Source organism: Flavobacterium piscinae (assembly GCF_004122145.1).
In the GTDB taxonomy this organism is placed as follows: domain Bacteria; phylum Bacteroidota; class Bacteroidia; order Flavobacteriales; family Flavobacteriaceae; genus Flavobacterium; species Flavobacterium piscinae.
On the sequence record NZ_SBKQ01000003.1, the window covers coordinates 254,747 to 272,382 of the forward strand.

18 protein-coding genes are annotated in these 17,636 nt (G+C 34.1%); 11 read left to right on the forward strand and 7 right to left on the reverse strand.

Annotated features, from left to right (window positions below; all coding sequences use genetic code 11):
• The first annotated feature begins 4 nt into the window (after positions 1–4).
• Both EQG68_RS04040 and EQG68_RS04045 read left to right on the forward strand, forming a co-directional pair.
• The gene (locus EQG68_RS04040; protein WP_129463566.1) at positions 5–1,429 is read left to right on the forward strand and encodes a sensor histidine kinase; all 1,425 of its coding nucleotides are present in this window, start codon (positions 5–7) and stop codon (positions 1,427–1,429) included.
• Between the two features lie 11 nt (positions 1,430–1,440).
• Entirely contained in the window at positions 1,441–2,223 is a 783-nt protein-coding gene (locus EQG68_RS04045) for an enoyl-CoA hydratase/isomerase family protein (RefSeq protein WP_129463499.1), read from the forward strand.
• On the opposite strand, the gene EQG68_RS04050 is transcribed toward EQG68_RS04045, so the two are convergent.
• From EQG68_RS04050 to EQG68_RS04060, 3 genes are read right to left on the reverse strand one after another with little or no spacing between them, the layout of a single operon-like run.
• Positions 2,224–2,898 (reverse strand): HD domain-containing protein, encoded by a 675-nt coding sequence (locus EQG68_RS04050; protein ID WP_246011632.1) that lies wholly within the window; start codon positions 2,896–2,898, stop codon positions 2,224–2,226. It lies immediately after the preceding gene.
• Positions 2,871–3,860, reverse strand: a complete 990-nt coding sequence (locus EQG68_RS04055) for an acyl-ACP desaturase (RefSeq protein ID WP_129463500.1) — start codon at positions 3,858–3,860, stop codon at positions 2,871–2,873. The genes EQG68_RS04050 and EQG68_RS04055 overlap by 28 nt, the downstream gene beginning before the upstream one ends.
• A gap of 3 nt (positions 3,861–3,863) precedes the next feature.
• Positions 3,864–4,598 carry a lysophospholipid acyltransferase family protein gene (locus EQG68_RS04060; protein WP_129463501.1) on the reverse strand — a complete coding sequence of 245 codons (735 nt, stop codon included), beginning with the start codon at positions 4,596–4,598 and terminating at the stop codon, positions 3,864–3,866.
• Between the two features lie 136 nt (positions 4,599–4,734).
• Between EQG68_RS04060 and recA the strand changes: the two genes are divergently transcribed.
• The 7 genes from recA (at position 4,735) to EQG68_RS04095 (ending at position 10,143) form a co-directional block, all read left to right on the forward strand.
• Positions 4,735–5,736, forward strand: coding sequence for a recombinase RecA (gene recA, locus EQG68_RS04065; protein WP_129463502.1), 1,002 nt, complete (start codon positions 4,735–4,737; stop codon positions 5,734–5,736).
• Between the two features lie 93 nt (positions 5,737–5,829).
• Entirely contained in the window at positions 5,830–6,246 is a 417-nt protein-coding gene (locus EQG68_RS04070; protein WP_129463503.1) for a hypothetical protein, read from the forward strand.
• 24 nt (positions 6,247–6,270) lie between these two features.
• Positions 6,271–6,813: an RNA polymerase sigma factor gene (locus EQG68_RS04075; protein ID WP_129463504.1), complete on the forward strand. Its 543-nt coding sequence runs from the start codon at positions 6,271–6,273 to the stop codon at positions 6,811–6,813.
• Complete coding sequence (locus tag EQG68_RS04080) at positions 6,810–8,384, forward strand: outer membrane beta-barrel protein (RefSeq protein ID WP_129463505.1); 1,575 nt, start codon at positions 6,810–6,812, stop codon at positions 8,382–8,384. The genes EQG68_RS04075 and EQG68_RS04080 overlap by 4 nt, the downstream gene beginning before the upstream one ends.
• Positions 8,385–8,534: 150 nt before the next feature.
• A complete protein-coding gene (locus EQG68_RS04085) occupies positions 8,535–9,035 on the forward strand; it encodes a nuclear transport factor 2 family protein (protein WP_129463506.1) in 501 nt (166 codons plus the stop codon).
• Between the two features lie 66 nt (positions 9,036–9,101).
• Positions 9,102–9,539 carry a hypothetical protein gene (locus EQG68_RS04090; RefSeq protein ID WP_129463507.1) on the forward strand — a complete coding sequence of 146 codons (438 nt, stop codon included), beginning with the start codon at positions 9,102–9,104 and terminating at the stop codon, positions 9,537–9,539.
• Between the two features lie 16 nt (positions 9,540–9,555).
• A complete protein-coding gene (locus EQG68_RS04095; protein WP_129463508.1) occupies positions 9,556–10,143 on the forward strand; it encodes a globin family protein in 588 nt (195 codons plus the stop codon).
• Positions 10,144–10,200: 57 nt separating this feature from the next.
• Here the strand turns inward: EQG68_RS04095 and EQG68_RS04100 are convergent, their stop codons facing one another.
• Positions 10,201–11,142, reverse strand: a complete 942-nt coding sequence (locus tag EQG68_RS04100) for an L-threonine 3-dehydrogenase (protein WP_129463509.1) — start codon at positions 11,140–11,142, stop codon at positions 10,201–10,203.
• A gap of 142 nt (positions 11,143–11,284) precedes the next feature.
• On the opposite strand from EQG68_RS04100, the gene EQG68_RS04105 reads away from it, so the two are divergent.
• Positions 11,285–11,872, forward strand: a complete 588-nt coding sequence (locus EQG68_RS04105) for a hypothetical protein (RefSeq protein WP_129463510.1) — start codon at positions 11,285–11,287, stop codon at positions 11,870–11,872.
• Between the two features lie 45 nt (positions 11,873–11,917).
• Positions 11,918–15,235: a transcription-repair coupling factor gene (gene mfd, locus EQG68_RS04110; protein WP_394343607.1), complete on the forward strand. Its 3,318-nt coding sequence runs from the start codon at positions 11,918–11,920 to the stop codon at positions 15,233–15,235.
• A 70-nt stretch (positions 15,236–15,305) separates the two neighbouring features.
• Here mfd and EQG68_RS04115 read toward each other — a convergent pair whose 3' ends face one another.
• The 3 genes from EQG68_RS04115 to EQG68_RS04125 form a co-directional block, all read right to left on the reverse strand.
• Positions 15,306–15,965: an aspartate kinase gene (locus EQG68_RS04115; protein ID WP_129463512.1), complete on the reverse strand. Its 660-nt coding sequence runs from the start codon at positions 15,963–15,965 to the stop codon at positions 15,306–15,308.
• A gap of 63 nt (positions 15,966–16,028) precedes the next feature.
• Positions 16,029–17,183: a poly(ethylene terephthalate) hydrolase family protein gene (locus tag EQG68_RS04120; protein WP_129463513.1), complete on the reverse strand. Its 1,155-nt coding sequence runs from the start codon at positions 17,181–17,183 to the stop codon at positions 16,029–16,031.
• Positions 17,184–17,244: 61 nt separating this feature from the next.
• Complete coding sequence (locus EQG68_RS04125; RefSeq protein WP_129463514.1) at positions 17,245–17,604, reverse strand: YraN family protein; 360 nt, start codon at positions 17,602–17,604, stop codon at positions 17,245–17,247.
• Between the last annotated feature and the right edge of the window lie 32 nt (positions 17,605–17,636).

The window sequence follows — 17,636 nt, forward strand, 5'->3', positions numbered from 1 at the left end:
TTCGATGATTTTTCTAACCGTAATTTCTTCTATTTTGATTGCTTCTGTTTCTATTATTCAATTTAGAAATGAAGCAAGAGAATACCATCAGGAACGATTAGAACGAAAAGAAACAGCAATAAAAGAAAACATCAATTACATACTCAAAAACACAACATATCCTTTAACAACAGAAAATATTCCACTCATTTTTTCAGAAAGAGATAAAATTCACGAACTTTCTGACATACACTCTTTGGAAATAAATTTTTATGATTTAAAGGGAAAACTTTTAAAATCATCAAAATCTTCTTTTGCGATTGATGACGACCCAAAATCTATTCCGGATTACATTATCAGGCTAGTTCAATCGAGTATGGATAAACGATTTGTAGAAGTAAAACAAATTAATGGAATTAAAAATTTATCGTCTTTCAGCGAAATCAAAGATTTACAATTTAAACCTTTAGCCATATTGAATCTTCCCTATATAGAAGATGATGGTTATTATGAGCGTGAATTGAGAAAGTTTATGATTCGATTTGGACAAGTTTATGCTTTTATGCTTTTACTATCGGTGGTTTTGGCTTATTTTTTGTCGAGTTTTATTACGAAATCCATTAAAACAATTTCCGACAAAATAACGGAAACACAGTTGAACAAAAAAAACGAAAAAATTGAGTTGGAAACCAGTAGCAGAGAGATTGGATTATTGGTTGAAGCCTATAACAACATGGTGGATAAACTAGAGGAAAGTGCTGTTAAACTGGCCCAAAGCGAACGCGAGCAAGCTTGGCGTGAAATGGCTAAACAGGTGGCACACGAAGTAAAAAATCCCTTAACACCCATGCGATTGACGGTGCAAAGTTTTCAGCGGAAATTTGACGAACAAGATCCAAACATCAAACAAAAACTAGACGATTACACTAAAACATTATTACAGCAAATTGACATCATGAGTTCGGTAGCCAATGCGTTTTCAAACTTTGCATCAATGCCTGCTCAGCAAAATGAACGCATTAATGTGGTAGAAGTTGTTCAGCTTGGATTGGAAATTTTTAATGAAAATTACATTCAGTTTGAATCCACAGAAAAGGAAATTTTTATGCTGATGGACCGAACACAATTAATTCGAATCATCACCAATTTAGTAAAAAACGCAACACAAGCCATTACGGAAGAAAACCAAAACCCAAGTGTTTTATTATCCGTTTCAAAAGAAAATTCCAATGTTATTATTGAAGTAAAAGATAATGGTATTGGTATTTTAGAGAACAATAAAACACAAATTTTTGAACCTAAATTCACCACCAAAAATAGTGGAATGGGCCTTGGTTTAGGCATCATCAAAAAAATCATCGAAAATTACAACGGAACAATTACCTTTGAATCTGCACAAAATATAGGAACTACATTTACTGTTACTTTTCCCTTAAATACCAACGAATAAAAAAAAGAATCATGAATTACGAGAATATTTTAATCGAAAAACAAAATGGTATTTCTACCATAATAATTAACCGTCCTGCCAAGTTAAATGCCTTAAACAAAGCCACCATTGAAGAACTGCATCTCGCTTTTGATTTGGAAAATAAAGACAAATCCACTCGAGCCATAATTATCACCGGAAGTGGTGAAAAAGCATTTGTAGCCGGAGCCGACATTTCAGAATTTGCTCATTTTTCTGTAGAAGAAGGTGAGAATTTAGCTGCAAAAGGACAAGAATTATTGTTTGATTTTGTGGAAAATTTATCCACACCGGTTATTGCTGCTGTAAATGGATTTGCTTTGGGTGGCGGATTAGAATTAGCGATGTCCGCACATTTTAGAATTGCCTCTGATAATGCCAAAATGGGCTTACCCGAAGTCACACTTGGTGTAATTCCCGGTTACGGAGGAACGCAACGTTTACCACAATTAGTTGGAAAAGGTCGTGCCATGGAAATGATTATGAGTGCCATGATGATTGATGCTGAAACCGCAAAAAATTATGGATTAGTCAATCACATTGTTCCACAAGCGGAATTGATAGAATTTACGAAAGGAATTGCTTCAAAAATTGCAAAAAATTCTCCCGTTGCCATTTCTAATGCCATTGCGGCAGTGAATGCCAATTATAAAGATGGTGTAAATGGATATGCAATAGAAATTCAAAACTTTGGAAAATCATTTGGAACTGCTGACTTTAAAGAGGGAACTACAGCATTTTTAGAGAAAAGAAAAGTAGAGTTTAAAGGAGAATAACTATTTTTCCCCTTCCCATTCTGCATAAAATTGGCTCAAAAATGTTTCCATAAAACGGTGACGTTCTTGAGCTAATTTTTTTCCGGTTTTGGTATTCATTTTATTTTTTAGAAGTAAGAGTTTTTCATAAAAATGATTTAAAGTGGGAGATAAATTTTTCTTATATTCTTCTTTAGTCATATCTAATTTTGGTGCAATTAAAGGGTTATATAACTGTTGGTTTCTATATCCGCCATAATTAAAAGCTCTCGCAATTCCAATAGCTCCCAAGGCATCCAATCGGTCAGCATCTTGCACAATTTCTAATTCTTTGGATGAAAAAGTTTTTTCAAAATTTCCGCCTTTGAACGAAATATTTTTGATGATTTGGACAACATGATCTATAATTTCTTCAGATACATTTTCACTTTCTAAAAATGTTCGGGCTATTTTTGGACCAATTTCTTCGTCTCCATCATGAAATTTTGAATCGGCTATATCGTGTAATAAAGATCCTAATTTTACAACGGTGACATCACAAACTTCTTCTTGGGAAATTAATATTGCATTTTTATAAACCCGCTCAATATGGAACCAGTCGTGACCACCTTCGGCATGTTGAAGTTGTTGTTTTACAAAAAGAATGGTTTTATCAATAAGTGTCATTTTTATTTTACCAAGGCCGGTTGCACCCATTTAAATACATTTTCAACTTCCGGAATAACCAAACGTTCCGAAATTTTAGCCATTCTGGCAGGGAGTTTCATTAGATAATCGCGGGCTTTTTCGGCTTCATCTGTTAGACCGTTGATTTTATCAATTTCCCATTTGCCAACAAGTTTTTGAAGAATTTCTACATAATCAGAAGCTGTATAAACGCCAATTCGCTGAGCCGAGTCGGAAAAATGTTCAAATGCAGAACTGATTTTTTGACCTGATTCACGAAGAAAATGAGCAGGCATCACTATTTTTTGCTTCATCATGTATTGAAACGCCAACATCATTTCGCTCGGATCTACTTTAAAAATCTGATTCACAAATTCACCATAAGCATGATGATGACGCATTTCATCACCGGCAATCAACTTACACATTTTCGAAAGTTTCTTATCTCCAAATTTTTTGGCAATTTGCGAAACGCGATTATGGGAAATATAAGTAGCTAACTCCTGAAAACTGGTATAAACAAAGTTTTTATAAGGGTCTTTCCCGGTGCCAATATCAAAACCATCATTTATTAAATGTTGGGTAGTCATTTCAATTTCACGCATATTCACACGCCCGGACAAATAAAGATATTTATTCAACACATCACCGTGACGGTTTTCTTCACCCGTCCAATGTTTAACCCATTTCGACCAGCCGTTTCGGCCTTCACTATCTACACCTTCCACTTCGGTTAACCAGGATTCATAGGTTGGCAAAGCTTCTTCTGTGATGGTATCTCCTACCAAAACTACCCAAAAATCATAAGGCAATTCTTTGGCAATTTCACGCAACTCGGTAACATCTTCAAAAAAAGTTTCATTTTCAGAATCCGGTAACAAATCAGAAGGTTGCCATATTTTTTCTACCGGAATCAAAAAATCATTCATAAATGAATCTACTTTCTTTTCCAATAATTGCATTACTTCTAAACGAATGTTTTTTATAGACATGTTTTAATTTTTTATTCCGTTTACTACGGCATTTTCAGTTCTTTCCATTATTTGTTCAAATGGGATTCCATTAATTGGAAATGGATCTTGGATAGTAAATGTTAATCTGTTTCCTAATCCCATAGGAAATTGACCAAAACGAACCATTTTCCATGAATTATTGATTGAAATGGGCACAATGTAGGCCGAAGGGGCATATTTACATAAAATTTTCAATCCGTTTTCTGAAAACTTTTTTGGCACACCTGTTTTACTTCTTGTTCCTTCGGGAAAAATTACGGTAGAACGATTGTTTTTTTCAATATACTCTGCCATTTCTTTGATAGCCGGTAGAGCTTGTTTGGGATCTTTTCTGTCTATTAAAACGGAGCCCCCATGTCTTAAATTGTATGAAACACTCGGAATGCCTTTTCCTAATTCTTTTTTACTGATAAATTTTGGATGCCAATCTCGCATAAACCAAATAATTGGCGGAATATCATACAAACTCTGATGATTGGCAACAATGATTAACGGAACACCTTTGGGTAATTTATCTCTGTTTTGAAAATCATAAGTAGTCCCAAGTAAATGAGTTGTTCGTACCAAAAAAAAATTCAAAACACTTACACTTTTTTTGTGAGCTTCGTAACCAAACCAATTGAAACAAACCCATTGAATAGGATGAAATACACACAAGAATGACCCAAAAAGGAAGTAATAAATGACTGAAATCGGATAAGAAATGAATTTTTGCATTGTGTTTAGAAATCATCGCAAAAGTATGAAAACCTTTTCAGTAAAAATGTTTTCTTTTTGAGTAAAATAAATTATTAACAATTGAAAAAAATAGTATTTTTACAAACTATATATAACAATTTAAAGCCACATTATTATGAGTACAGAAAAAGAAGCAAAATTAAAAGCCTTGCAATTAACATTAGACAAATTAGACAAAACCTACGGAAAAGGTACTGTCATGAAGATGGGAGACAAAGCAGTAGAAGAAGTTGATAGTATTTCTTCCGGTTCATTAGGTCTCGATTTAGCCTTAGGAGTTAACGGTTATCCGAAAGGAAGAATTATAGAAATTTATGGTCCTGAATCTTCCGGAAAAACAACATTGACACTTCATGCGATAGCCGAAGCTCAAAAAGCCGGTGGAATTGCTGCATTTATTGATGCTGAGCATGCTTTTGACAGAAATTATGCTGAAAAATTAGGTGTTGATATTGAAAATTTAATCATTTCGCAACCGGATAATGGTGAACAAGCTCTGGAAATTGCCGAAAACCTTATTCGTTCAGGTGCTATTGATATCGTTGTAATCGACTCGGTTGCTGCTTTAACACCAAAAAGTGAAATTGAAGGAGAAATGGGTGATTCAAAAATGGGATTACACGCCCGTTTGATGTCCCAAGCATTGAGAAAGCTGACTGCCACTATTAGCAAAACACACTGTACCGTTTTCTTTATCAATCAATTAAGAGAAAAAATAGGGGTGATGTTTGGAAATCCCGAAACGACAACCGGAGGAAATGCTTTAAAGTTTTATGCATCCATTCGTTTAGATATCAGAAGATCATCACAAATTAAAGACGGTGAAAACGTAATTGGAAACCGAACCAAAGTAAAAGTTGTTAAAAACAAAGTTGCTCCTCCATTTAGAACAGCCGAGTTTGACATTATGTATGGAGAAGGCGTTTCCAAAACAGGAGAAATTTTGGATTTAGCAGTTGAATTTGAAATCATTAAAAAAGCAGGTTCTTGGTTTAGCTATGGAGAAACAAAATTAGGTCAAGGGCGTGATGCGGTAAAAGCTCTCATCAAAGACAATCCTGAATTAGCCGAAGAGTTAGAATTAAAAATTAAAGAAAAAATTAAAGAAACAGAATAAAAACTAAACCCGAAAAATTTCGGGTTTTTTTGTGTTTGCAACGCAACCTTTTGAAAAATTAAGCATCTACTACATATTAATAAAAGTTAAATTATGAAAAAATTTATTTTGTTATTATTTGCGTTCACATTGACAACTTCATGTGATATCACAGAGGATGACAGACCTAATTTTCACTATGAAATTCTTGCCGTTGAAGATTTTGAAATTCCGGACACTTTTGATTATTTGAGTACACACGAAATTAAGTTGTATTATAAACTCCCATCAAATTGTCACACGTTCGGAGGTATATATTTTGAACGATTTCTAAATGAAAGAACTGTAGGCATTCAAAGTATTGTGACAAACAGGGCAAATTGCCTTGCAAATGAAGACGAATTGCTTGAAACATCATTTAATTTTGAAGTAATCAGTAAAGAAAATTATTTATTTAAGTTTTATAAAGGTAAAGATGCAAATGGAAATAATATTTTCGAAGAAGTAGAAATTCCGGTTAATAGTGATTAAAAACACAATTGAAAACCTTTGCGAGTGAATCTAGAACTACTCATACATGAATGCAAAAGCAACAATACTAAAGCACAAGAACAATTATTTAGATTATTATCTCCTAAGTTGTTTAGTGTTTGTATCAAGTATTCTAAAAACTATGTAGAAGCTCAAGATAATTTGCAAGATGGGTTTTTAATTATTTTTAATAAAATTCATCAATTTGATAATAAAGGTTCGTTTGAAGGTTGGGCTAAAAGGGTTATGATTAACAACATTCTTCAAAAATACAGAACACAAGGTGTTTTTGAAATTGTAAGTGAAAACTATCCCGACGTGGTTGATGTCGAAGTAGATGAAGAAACCGTAACGATGGAATTTTTAACCAAAATAATTCAGGAATTACCGGACAAATATCGCTTAGTTTTTAATTTATATGTTTTGGACAATTATTCTCACAAAGAAATTGCAGTTATGCTCAATATTTCGGAAGGAACATCAAAATCTAATTTGTCGAGAGCAAGAACGATTTTAAAAGAAAAAATAGAATATAAGGCGTCGAATGAAATGAATGAAGCCAAATGAAAGATAAAAAGAATTTAGACCGTTTGTTTCAAGAACAATTCAAGGATTTTGAAGAAATTCCACCGGAAATTGTTTGGAAAAACATCGAAGCAGAACTTACTAAAAAGAAAAAAAGAAGAATCATCCCGCTGTGGTATAAACTCTCGGGTGTTGCCGCTTTGCTAATTTTTGGTTTTTTAGGAACTCGAGCACTATTAGATCAATCAAAAATTGAAATTACCAATCCGGTAGTAATTGAAGAAAAAGTCAATTCAAAAGAAAGTCAAAATAATATTGTTGATTCAGACGAAAAAAACAATCAAAATCAATTGAATTCTGTTGAAAATGATTCAATTAAATTAAATAGTAATTCAGAAAAACAATTGTTTTCTAACGATGAAGCTGTGGCTAATGGAAATTTAAACACAGAAAAAGCTTCCAAAAAAGAAAATAATCAAAACGGTAGCAGTAAAGTAAACCAAAAAAATAAAGAAAATTTAGGATTAGTTTCAAATTCTACCAATAAAACAAAACAAAACAATCAAGAAACCAAAATCAATTCAATTAAAACAAATGATTCGGAATTTGTTGACAATTCAAACACTAAATTAAAAACAAATTCTGAAACAGAAAAAGCAACAGTTGATGCGAATTTGAATAATCAAAAAACACAACAATCAGAAAAGAATAAAACCGAAATTTTATCAGAAAAAAATATTAATAAAAACGAGAAACAATTTGTATTGGAAGATCATTCCGCTAAAATTGATAAAAATAAAATTGATTCTGCTGCTGTTGCATCACTAAATACAACAAAAGAAGAATTGAATACGTTGGGAGAATTGCTAAAAGAAAAAGAAAAAGATCAAAAACCTAAAGTTGAACCTAAAGAAAACAAATGGCAGATTACCTCAAATGTTGCTCCTGTTTATTTAGGTTCATCTTCCAACGGTTCTCCAATCGACAGTCAATTTGCAAATAACAATAAAGAATACCAAAACACAATGAGTTATGGTCTAGGCGTGAATTATGATGTAAGTAAAAAACTAACGCTTAGAACAGGCATTAACAAAGTTAATTTTGAATACCTTACCAATGATATCGAATTTTATGCCTCACTTCAAGGTCGCCCTATGGCTTCCTTAAGTTCTGTGACTAATTCAAATGCGGCACCCATTGTTGTTCAAAACGCAAATTTTGCCAGTACAGAAGCTTTTGTTGGTTCAACCAAACAAGGATCAATCGAACAAAGTATGGAATATTATGAGATTCCTTTAGAACTATCTTATAAAGTACTCAATAAAAAATTTGGAATAGATGTCATTGGCGGATTTAGTACGCTGTTGTTAAATAATAATAATTTAATGGTGGTTTCCGATGGTTTTTCTGCCGAATTAGGCAAAGCAAACAACCTGAATTCCGTTCATTTTAGCACAAATGTTGGACTTGGTTTTCGATATCGTTTTTGGAAGTCATTCCAAGCGAATTTTGAACCTACCTTTAAATATCAACTCAACACGTTTAGCCGTAACGATGGAGGATTTAGGCCCTATTTTATTGGTTTATATTCCGGTGTTAGCTATCGTTTTTAAGACATAAGCTTATTGGTTTGGCTTAAAATGTTTTAGTTTTTTAGTTAAGTTCGTTATTACTTTTACTGCCATCAGTAATAACAAAGATAAAAGAGCACTTCCGGTTTTGGTGCTCTTTTTTTGTATCTTTAACTTTCAAAATAAATTGAGATGAAAACACACTTTATCACATTGTTAGTTGTTTTTGGTTGTTTAACTAAGCCAAATAATGAATTAGAAAAGAAAGAAATTGATACTGTTATCAATCAATGGCATAAGGCTGCAGCCGAAGCCAATTTTGATAATTATTTTGATTTAATGACTGAAGATGCTGTTTTTATTGGAACCGATGCCGCTGAAAATTGGAATAGAAAAGATTTTGAAGCTTTTTCAAAACCTTATTTTGATAAAGGTAAAGCATGGACTTTTCAGTCATTAGAGAGAAACATTTATGTTGATAAAAACAATGAAATTGCTTGGTTTGATGAACTACTCAACACCTCATTCAAAATTTGTAGAGGTTCAGGTGTTTTAGAAAAAGTAAACGGAAAATGGAAAATCAAACATTATGTGCTCTCCATGACCATTCCAAATGAAACATCAGATAAAGTTATTGCCGTGAAAGATTCAATCGAATCCATCTACATTCAAAAATTAAAATCAAAAAAATAACTCTTTTATAAAACCAACCAGAAACTTTTCTCGTAACTAAGAAGAACAAACTCAAAATTCTTGGTTATGAAAATTAACAGAAAAGTAAAAATCTTTCTAGGAAGCATTGCCGGAATTGTCTTCCTGCTCTTCTTAGTGCTTGTAGTTCACATCGCAACCGCAAAACCTGTTGAAGTAGATAATGCTACCATTCAAATTAGTAGAATTGACTTCAAAGAACCCTTTGATTCTTTGAAGTCGAAAGAAATTCATAGAAACTTAAAATCGATTAACGGCGTAAAAAACATCAAAATTGTACCCGAAAAAGGAGTGGTTGTTTACTTTCATGACAACCGAATTGCCAACTCAGAACAAGTTTTTGCACAACTCTCAGCCAAAGGAAACTACCAAGCAAAACGCTTTGTGATTTCGGATGAATTGGCCTCCAAAAAAGTGTGTCCGGCCATGAATACAAATAGCTTTAGCTATAAATTTTCCCGAAGAATCCAACGAATTTTTAATTAACTTAAATAGAATTGTTATGAAACATTTACCAAAATTATCCCTTTTTGCTTTCCTGCTTATTTCAGGATTTACATTCGTTTCTTGTAGTGACGACGACGATGCTGCAACACCTCCTACAGAACTTACTCTTTATCAAAAATTAGGTGGGACCGCTATGGTTTCTGATCCAAACAATCCTAGCCAAATGATTGAACAAGGAAGGTTGTCTTACCGTTCTGTAGTTGACAGCACGATTACATTAATTGTGGCTGATATTGTGGCTGATTCTCAAGGAAACTTAGGAGCTCATTTTGCCCCAATTGTTAGTGAAGTGGTAGGCGGAAATACAACTAATGTTGCCGTATTAAGTAAAAACCTAACGGATTTCTTTTCAGCAAATACCGGTGGTGGTGCCACAAACACCTATTCCGGCTTAGGAATGGTTGCGGCTCATGACCCAGCTCAAAACCCAAGAATGGGCGTTAAAGCAAACGATGCCGACTATGATAAATTTATTGGCTACGTAGGTGCTGCAGCCGGTTTAAACGGAGTAACAGACCCAGCTTTAATTGGCGAAGTTGTTGACGTTTTAGAATCTCTTAGAGCACCTATTGTACAGGAATAAATATCTCCTACTTTAACTGTGCCGAATCACCATACTTAATTTTAAGGTGGTGATTCTTTATTTTCTTAGGTTTTCCAACATCTCAACGGTCATCAAGTTCATATCATAATTGTGCTTCCAACCCCAATCGGTTCGGGCGGAAGAATCATCAATCGAGCCCGGCCAACTGTCGGCAATTTTCTGACGGAAATCAGGCTTATAGGAAATAGTAAAATCAGGAATGTGTTTTTTAATTTCAGCTGCGATTTCTTTCGGGGTAAAACTTACGCCTGACAAATTATAAGACGAACGAATTTTTATTTTTTCTGTTGGAACTTGCATAATCTCTATCGTTGCTCGAATCGCATCATCCATATACATCATGGGTAAACGCGTTTCTTCCGATAAAAAACACTCAAATTTCCCATCGCTTAATGCTTTATGATAAATATCTACCGCATAATCGGTTGTTCCTCCTCCTGGTGGTGTTGACCAACTAATTAATCCCGGATAACGAACGCTTCGAACATCTACTCCAAAAATATGGTGGTAATATTCACACCAACGTTCACCGGATTGTTTCGAAATTCCGTATACCGTTGTGGGCTCCATTATCGTAAATTGTGGTGTGTTTTCTCTTGGGGTAGTAGGTCCAAAAACGGCAATACTGGAAGGCCAAAATATTTTTTTTATTTTTCCGGCTTTCGCCAAATTCAAAACATGAAAAAGTGAATTCATATTCAAATCCCATGCAAAAGCAGGGTTTTTTTCGGCTGTAGCCGATAGTAACGCGGCCATTAAATAAACTTCTTCTATATGATATTTTTCAACAATATGCTCAATTTGATTAAAATCTAAAGCATTTAAAACCTCAAAAATTCCATCATTCACCACATCATTATTTAATTTTCTGATGTCGGAAGCGATTACATTCTCGGTTCCGTAAAGTTTTCGTAATTGTTGCGTTAATTCGGTTCCAATTTGACCACACGCTCCTATGATTAGAATTTTTGCACTCATTTAATTGTGTATTGATGATGCAAATATAACGTTTTCGTAAAGCAAAAAACTGTTAAGAAAAGGCTTTTATTTTAGAAAGCTTTAACGTGATTAACCAAGATTCAATTTACCTTTGTATTTTTGAAAATCTAATTTAAGTTTGATGAAAATTCGATTCCTTTTTATCTGTATTGCTGCCTTATTTCTTTTTTCTTGTGAAGAAGACAATGAGAAACGATTGATTCAACAACAAAAAGAAGTTGCCAAAAAGGAGGAAATCTTTAAAAAAATAGATAAGGCGTGGCGATTTAGAGCAATGAATTTAGAAACATCTTCTCAAAATTTAGTCAAAGATTGGGCAGAATGGCGTTTGTTTCTCACTGAATTGCAACAAAAACCAACCAGTTCGATTGGAGCTTTTCAAAAAAAATCAAAAAACTTAACCCAAAAAGCAGATGCACTTTTGAATTCAATTCCGCAATCTTTATCCAGTCCGGAATTTAAAAGTAGGTTTACTGTTTTACTAAATAATTTTCGCTCCTTAGAATTATATATCCATTTAGATGCCATTCCCGAAAAAAAAGTGATTGATTTAATTTCAGATATTAACCTTCAATTAGCTTCTATCGAATTGCAAATCAATGAATTAATTAGAAAACAACTGATTCCTATGGAACAAGGTGAAGCCGATATGATCAGAATGTTAGATACTTCCCGAGCCGTTCGTGAAACACCAAAAAATCTAGACTAGTTGAACGTTTCAAATATTTCTTCTGCCTATAATTCTTCAGCTAAAATTATTCAATTAGCTGAAAACATTGCTGTTCCCGAAAAAAAAGTGCAAATCAAAGGATTGGTGGGTTCTTCCCTTTCGTTTGTCATTCAAGCTCTTTTTGAAAAAACGGAATTGCCTTTTCTATTACTTTTTAATGATAAGGAAGAAGCCGCTTATTATTTGAATGATTTGGAAAACCTCATCAACGACCAAGATGTGCTGTTTTATCCGAGTTCCTATCGTCGACCTTATCAAATTGAAGAAACCGATAATGCCAATGTGTTGCTTCGGGCCGAAGTGTTAAACCGCATCAATTCCCGCAAAAAACCATCCATTATTGTTACGTATCCTGAAGCTCTTTTTGAAAAAGTAGTTACACGAAAAGAGCTAGATAAAAACACACTAAAAGTGGCGATTGCCGATCAAATTTCCATTGATTTTATCAACGAAGTGTTGTTTGAATACAATTTCAAACGAGTCGATTTTGTGTCGGAACCGGGTGAATTTTCCGTTCGTGGCGGAATCATCGATGTATTTTCGTTTTCTAATGACAATCCGTACCGAATTGAATTCTTCGGAAATGAAGTCGATAGCATCCGAACATTTGATGTGGAAACGCAACTTTCATTAGAAAAACAGAAGAAAATCTCCATCATTCCTAACGTAGAAAATAAATTTTTACAGGAAAACAGAGAAAGTTTTCTCAATTATATAAATCCAAAAACCGTTCTTTTTATTCAAGAAACGGAAATGGTGTTAAGTCAATTTGACAAATTATTCGACAAAGCAACAGAAGCTTTCGGGAAACTTTCCGGAGACATCAAACACGCTTCGCCGGAGGAACTTTTCATCAATCAATCGTCATTTGTAAAAAAAGCACTTGATTTTTCGATAGTAGAAATTGGATTGAATTCGATTTTTAAATCCGAAAAAACGATAGAATTTCATACCAAACCACAACCTTCTTTTAACAAACAGTTTGATTTGTTGTTGAATGATTTGAACGAAAATCACTTTAACGGAATTAAAAATTACTTATTTTGTTCCAATGAAAATCAAGCCATTCGCTTTCATGATATTTTTGAAAGTTTAGATGAAGAAAACCACGAAAACATCCGTAAACAATATAAAACCCTTGTTTTTCCTCTTTTTCAAGGCTTCATTGACGAGGAAAATCAGCTAGCTTGCTTCACTGATCATCAGATTTTTGAGCGGTATCATAAATTCAGTATCAAAAATGGTTATTCCAAAAAGCAAACCATTACGCTTAAAGAATTAACCCAACTTTCAGTAGGTGATTATGTCACACACATTGACCACGGAATCGGGAAATTTGGCGGTTTACAAAAAATTCAGGTGGAAGGCAAAATGCAAGAAGCAATCAAATTAGTTTATGCCGACAATGATATTGTATATGTGAGCATTCATTCGCTACACAAAATTTCAAAATACAATGGCAAAGACGGAACGCCACCAAAAATTTACAAATTAGGTTCCAATGCGTGGAAAGCCTTAAAACAAAAAACGAAAGCTCGTGTTAAACATATTGCGTTCAACTTGATTCAATTGTATGCGAAAAGGCGTTTGGAAAAAGGTTTTGCGTGTGCTCCGGATAGTTATTTGCAAAAAGAATTGGAAAGTTCCTTCATTTATGAAGATACGCCCGACCAAATTACAGCTACGCAAGACGTAAAAAACGACATGGAACGCGATCGCCCGATGGATCGATTGGTGTGTGGTGATGTAGGTTTTGGTAAAACTGAAGTCGCCATTCGGGCTGCATTTAAAGCCGTTGACAACGGAAAGCAAGTCGCTGTTTTAGTTCCCACCACGATTTTAGCCTATCAGCATTTCCGAACGTTTTCGGAACGTTTGAAAGATATGCCGGTGACGGTGAATTATTTAAACCGATTTAGAACCGCCAAACAAAAAACCGAAACACTGAAAGGTTTAGCCGAAGGCAAAGTAGATATTATCATTGGAACCCATCAATTAGTTAACAAAGATGTAAAATTCAAAGAGTTAGGTTTGTTAATCATTGACGAAGAGCAAAAATTTGGCGTGAATGTAAAAGACAAACTCAAAACCATTTCGGCTACGGTAGATACGTTGACGTTGACTGCGACTCCGATTCCGAGAACGTTACAATTTTCGTTAATGGCAGCTAGAGATTTATCCGTAATTACTACTCCGCCACCCAATCGTTATCCCATCGAAACGCAAGTGGTTGGATTTAATGAAGAATTGATTCGGGATGCAATTTCGTATGAAATTCAGCGAAACGGTCAAGTTTTTTTCATCAATAATCGAATTGAAAACATCAAAGAAGTAGCCGGAATGATTCAGCGATTGGTTCCTGATGCTCGCGTTGGCATTGGTCATGGACAATTGGATGGCAAAAAATTAGAAGAATTGATGTTGGCTTTTATGAACGGTGAATTTGATGTATTAGTGGCCACAACCATTGTTGAAAGCGGTTTGGATGTGCCGAATGCCAACACGATTTTTATCAATAATGCCAATAATTTTGGTTTATCTGATTTGCATCAAATGCGTGGTCGCGTGGGCCGAAGCAATAAAAAAGCATTTTGTTATTTTATCACGCCGCCACAATCGGTAATGACGGAAGATGCAAGAAAACGTATCAATGCGTTAACACAATTTAGTGAGTTGGGAAGCGGTTTCAATATCGCCATGAAAGATTTAGAAATTCGAGGTGCCGGCGATTTATTAGGAGGTGAACAAAGTGGTTTTATCAATGAAATTGGTTTTGAAACCTACCAAAAAATCATGAACGAAGCCATTGAAGAATTAAAAGAAAATGAATTCAAAGAATTGTATCAAGAGGAAAATGACATAGAAACCAAAGAATTTGTCAAAGATCTTCAAATTGATACCGATTTTGAATTGTTGTTCCCAGATGATTACATCAACAGCGTTAATGAACGGTTGAATCTATACAACGAACTCGGAAACGTAAAAGACGAAGAAGGTTTATTAGCTTATGAACAAAAGTTGATTGACCGTTTCGGACCCTTACCCAAAGAAGCTCAAGCTTTGTTGAACAGTATCCGCATCAAATGGATTGCCACACGATTAGGCATTGAAAAACTCATTATGAAACAAGACAAAATGATTGGTTATTTTGTAGGTGATCAACAGAGTGATTATTATCAATCTTCACGATTTCATAAAGTACTTCAATTTGTGCAACAAAACGGCAATGTTTGCAAAATGAAGGAGAAAGAAACTAAAAGTGGCTTACGTTTGTTATTGACGTTTGAACATGTCAAATCGATTCGAAAGGCGTTGGAATTGATGGAGTTGATGGGGCGTTAACAACCAAATAGGGTTTAAACTTAAATGACTTATATGGTAAAAAAAATTAACCATATAAGTCATATAAGTTTTATAAGCTTTTCAAATCCTTAATAACCTTAAACGCCACATCTACTTCTTCTTCGCTTACTAATATGGTAAACTCATTAGACGTTGAAATAACTTCGTTAATGATAATCCCTTCCCAAGCCAAACGTTGAAAAATAAAGTAATAAATACCTGGAATACTGATGTTTTCTTTGGGTAATTTGACGGTAATAGAAGCTAAATTTTCTAATTTCTGAATCAATTTTTCGCCTGAAAAATGCCTGTCAACCAAATGCCCAACACTTTCACTCACCACAATATTCGTCTCATTCACACCACGAGAAGAGGTATAGAAAATACCATTTTCTTTGTTAATTTCGGAAATCAAAGCCGCTTGTTTGTCTAGAATAGTTTCGGAAACCGCAAATGTATAGTCGATTAAAGAAGAACGAACGGTAATTTCACCAATATTTTTTAAGACTTTTAAAATTTTGTGATTCACTTTAAAATCCAATTCTTCCGAAAGTCGTTTTAAAGCCATGACCACCGCTCCTTGCTTGACATCTTTACCCAATTCCTGCTCCAATTCGGGCATCATGTTTCGGGATAATGAAGTGAGATTGATAATGCCTTGCGATAAGGCACTCAGCAAAAAAGGTTTGGTCTTTATGTAATGTTCAACAACAGAAGAAATGGTTTTCATAGCATTTCGTTTAAAAAACAACGCAAAGATATAAATAAAAACAATTTGTTACAAATATAACATTTAGTGTTTTATTAATTTGACTGTTTTCGTTTGTTGGTTTTGAATTACAGTCAGAAAAAATATTCCGCTAGTAAGAAAGGAGGTTTCTAATTGAAGATTGCTTATCCCTCTTCCTTCTAAAATTTTATTCGCTTTCAAATCATAAAGTGTATATTCAAAATAAACTTCGTTATTAGATTTAATCGAAATTGACTCGTTGAACGGATTAGGTGATACTTCGAAAAAAGAATTATTTAAATTAGCAAGTGATAAATTTTCACATAACAAACAATTGCTGTTGGTAACATTATCATTATCTTTTGTTTTTAGTGCCTCAAACAGTTCACCTGAAACACAATTCTCTTTCAAATAATAATCTAGCCATAAATTGAGATAAGAAAAAATAATTTGATGTTGTTCTGTTCTGGTAATTGAGGGTGACGGTGAACAAGTTCCTTCTCCAACTGAACAGAAAAAATTAAAATTAGCCATTTGACAATGACTCGCTCCTGTTATACCTAAATAATTTTTACAACTACTTTGCAAGGTATTATAAATAGGTAATTGATTGGTTGCCGGTGGCGTAACACAATCATTAATCCCCGCTATCGTAAAACTTGGCAAATCAATAGTTGAGGAAGCCGAAATCGCAGAAGGATTGGTTTCTGCCGCAGCAAACGTAACCACATGATTAATTTGAGTTGAATATTGTTTTGCCAATAAAGCACAACCGCCACCCATACTATGACCCATCACTGCATTTTTTGGAGAAATTCTTGAAAAAAAAAGTGAACTTGAATTGGAATTTAACTCATTCATGGCTTCAATCACAAAGGCTAAATCTTTCGCAAAGTTAGTGTGAGAAGGAGTAATTGAACCTTCTGTTTTGGGAAAGGCCATGATATAGCCTTGTGGAACCAATTCTTCCCAAAAATTTTGATAGGCTTCAAAAGTCATTACAAAGCCATGTCCAAAAGAAAGCAAAGGAAAAGTTTGACTGGAAGAGACCGTTATCGGAACATCTGTTCCATTTGTATCCGCCGGGTAAAAAACCTCAGTCGCAATAGTTCTATTTCGAGAAGCGTCAAAAAGGTTCAAAGTAGTTCTACCTATTTGAAAAGGTTGTGCAAAAAGGGTTAAACAACCCAAAAACCAAAATAAAATTACTTTTCCCATTTTAACTAAAAAATTTAATCCCCTAAAAGTAAGCTATTTAACTATAAACAAAAAAGATTTACTAAAAATAATAAAACGCATCTTCAATGTGTTCAATAGAAGTTTCTTGGTTGTTTAGGACAATACCAATGATGTCAAAACGCACTTCTAAATCCAGGTCGTTTTCAGTCATATACTGATCAACGGCTTTAACTATGTTTTGAATTTTTTTTCCTTTTACAAAATCTTGCGGTAAACCAAAATCGGCAGAGGTTCGGGTTTTGACTTCCACAATGGCCAAAATATTATCTTTTTGAGCTACAATATCCAACTCAGCTTTTTGAAAAACCCAGTTGCGTTCTAAGATTTCATAGCCCGCTTTTTGAAGAAAATCAGCGGCTATTTCTTCACCTTTTTGACCGAGTTCGTTGTGTTTTGCCATTATGATTTAAGATTGTTGATTAACGATTTTTG

Excerpts from the sequence above, each read along its gene's own strand:
- EQG68_RS04040 (WP_129463566.1), top strand. The coding sequence starts at position 5 with ATGATTTTTCTAACCGTAATTTCTTCTATTTTGATTGCTTCTGTTTCT.
- recA (WP_129463502.1), top strand. The coding sequence starts at position 4,735 with ATGAGTACAGAAAAAGAAGCAAAATTAAAAGCCTTGCAATTAACATTA.
- EQG68_RS04095 (WP_129463508.1), top strand. The coding sequence starts at position 9,556 with ATGAAACATTTACCAAAATTATCCCTTTTTGCTTTCCTGCTTATTTCA.
- EQG68_RS04105 (WP_129463510.1), top strand. The coding sequence starts at position 11,285 with ATGAAAATTCGATTCCTTTTTATCTGTATTGCTGCCTTATTTCTTTTT.
- EQG68_RS04070 (WP_129463503.1), top strand. The coding sequence starts at position 5,830 with ATGAAAAAATTTATTTTGTTATTATTTGCGTTCACATTGACAACTTCA.
- EQG68_RS04125 (WP_129463514.1), bottom strand. The coding sequence starts at position 17,604 with ATGGCAAAACACAACGAACTCGGTCAAAAAGGTGAAGAAATAGCCGCT.
- EQG68_RS04100 (WP_129463509.1), bottom strand. The coding sequence starts at position 11,142 with ATGAGTGCAAAAATTCTAATCATAGGAGCGTGTGGTCAAATTGGAACC.
- EQG68_RS04055 (WP_129463500.1), bottom strand. The coding sequence starts at position 3,860 with ATGTCTATAAAAAACATTCGTTTAGAAGTAATGCAATTATTGGAAAAG.
- EQG68_RS04085 (WP_129463506.1), top strand. The coding sequence starts at position 8,535 with ATGAAAACACACTTTATCACATTGTTAGTTGTTTTTGGTTGTTTAACT.
- EQG68_RS04045 (WP_129463499.1), top strand. The coding sequence starts at position 1,441 with ATGAATTACGAGAATATTTTAATCGAAAAACAAAATGGTATTTCTACC.
- EQG68_RS04120 (WP_129463513.1), bottom strand. The coding sequence starts at position 17,183 with ATGGGAAAAGTAATTTTATTTTGGTTTTTGGGTTGTTTAACCCTTTTT.
- EQG68_RS04050 (WP_246011632.1), bottom strand. The coding sequence starts at position 2,898 with ATGGGTGCAACCGGCCTTGGTAAAATAAAAATGACACTTATTGATAAA.
- EQG68_RS04090 (WP_129463507.1), top strand. The coding sequence starts at position 9,102 with ATGAAAATTAACAGAAAAGTAAAAATCTTTCTAGGAAGCATTGCCGGA.
- EQG68_RS04115 (WP_129463512.1), bottom strand. The coding sequence starts at position 15,965 with ATGAAAACCATTTCTTCTGTTGTTGAACATTACATAAAGACCAAACCT.
- EQG68_RS04060 (WP_129463501.1), bottom strand. The coding sequence starts at position 4,598 with ATGCAAAAATTCATTTCTTATCCGATTTCAGTCATTTATTACTTCCTT.
- EQG68_RS04080 (WP_129463505.1), top strand. The coding sequence starts at position 6,810 with ATGAAAGATAAAAAGAATTTAGACCGTTTGTTTCAAGAACAATTCAAG.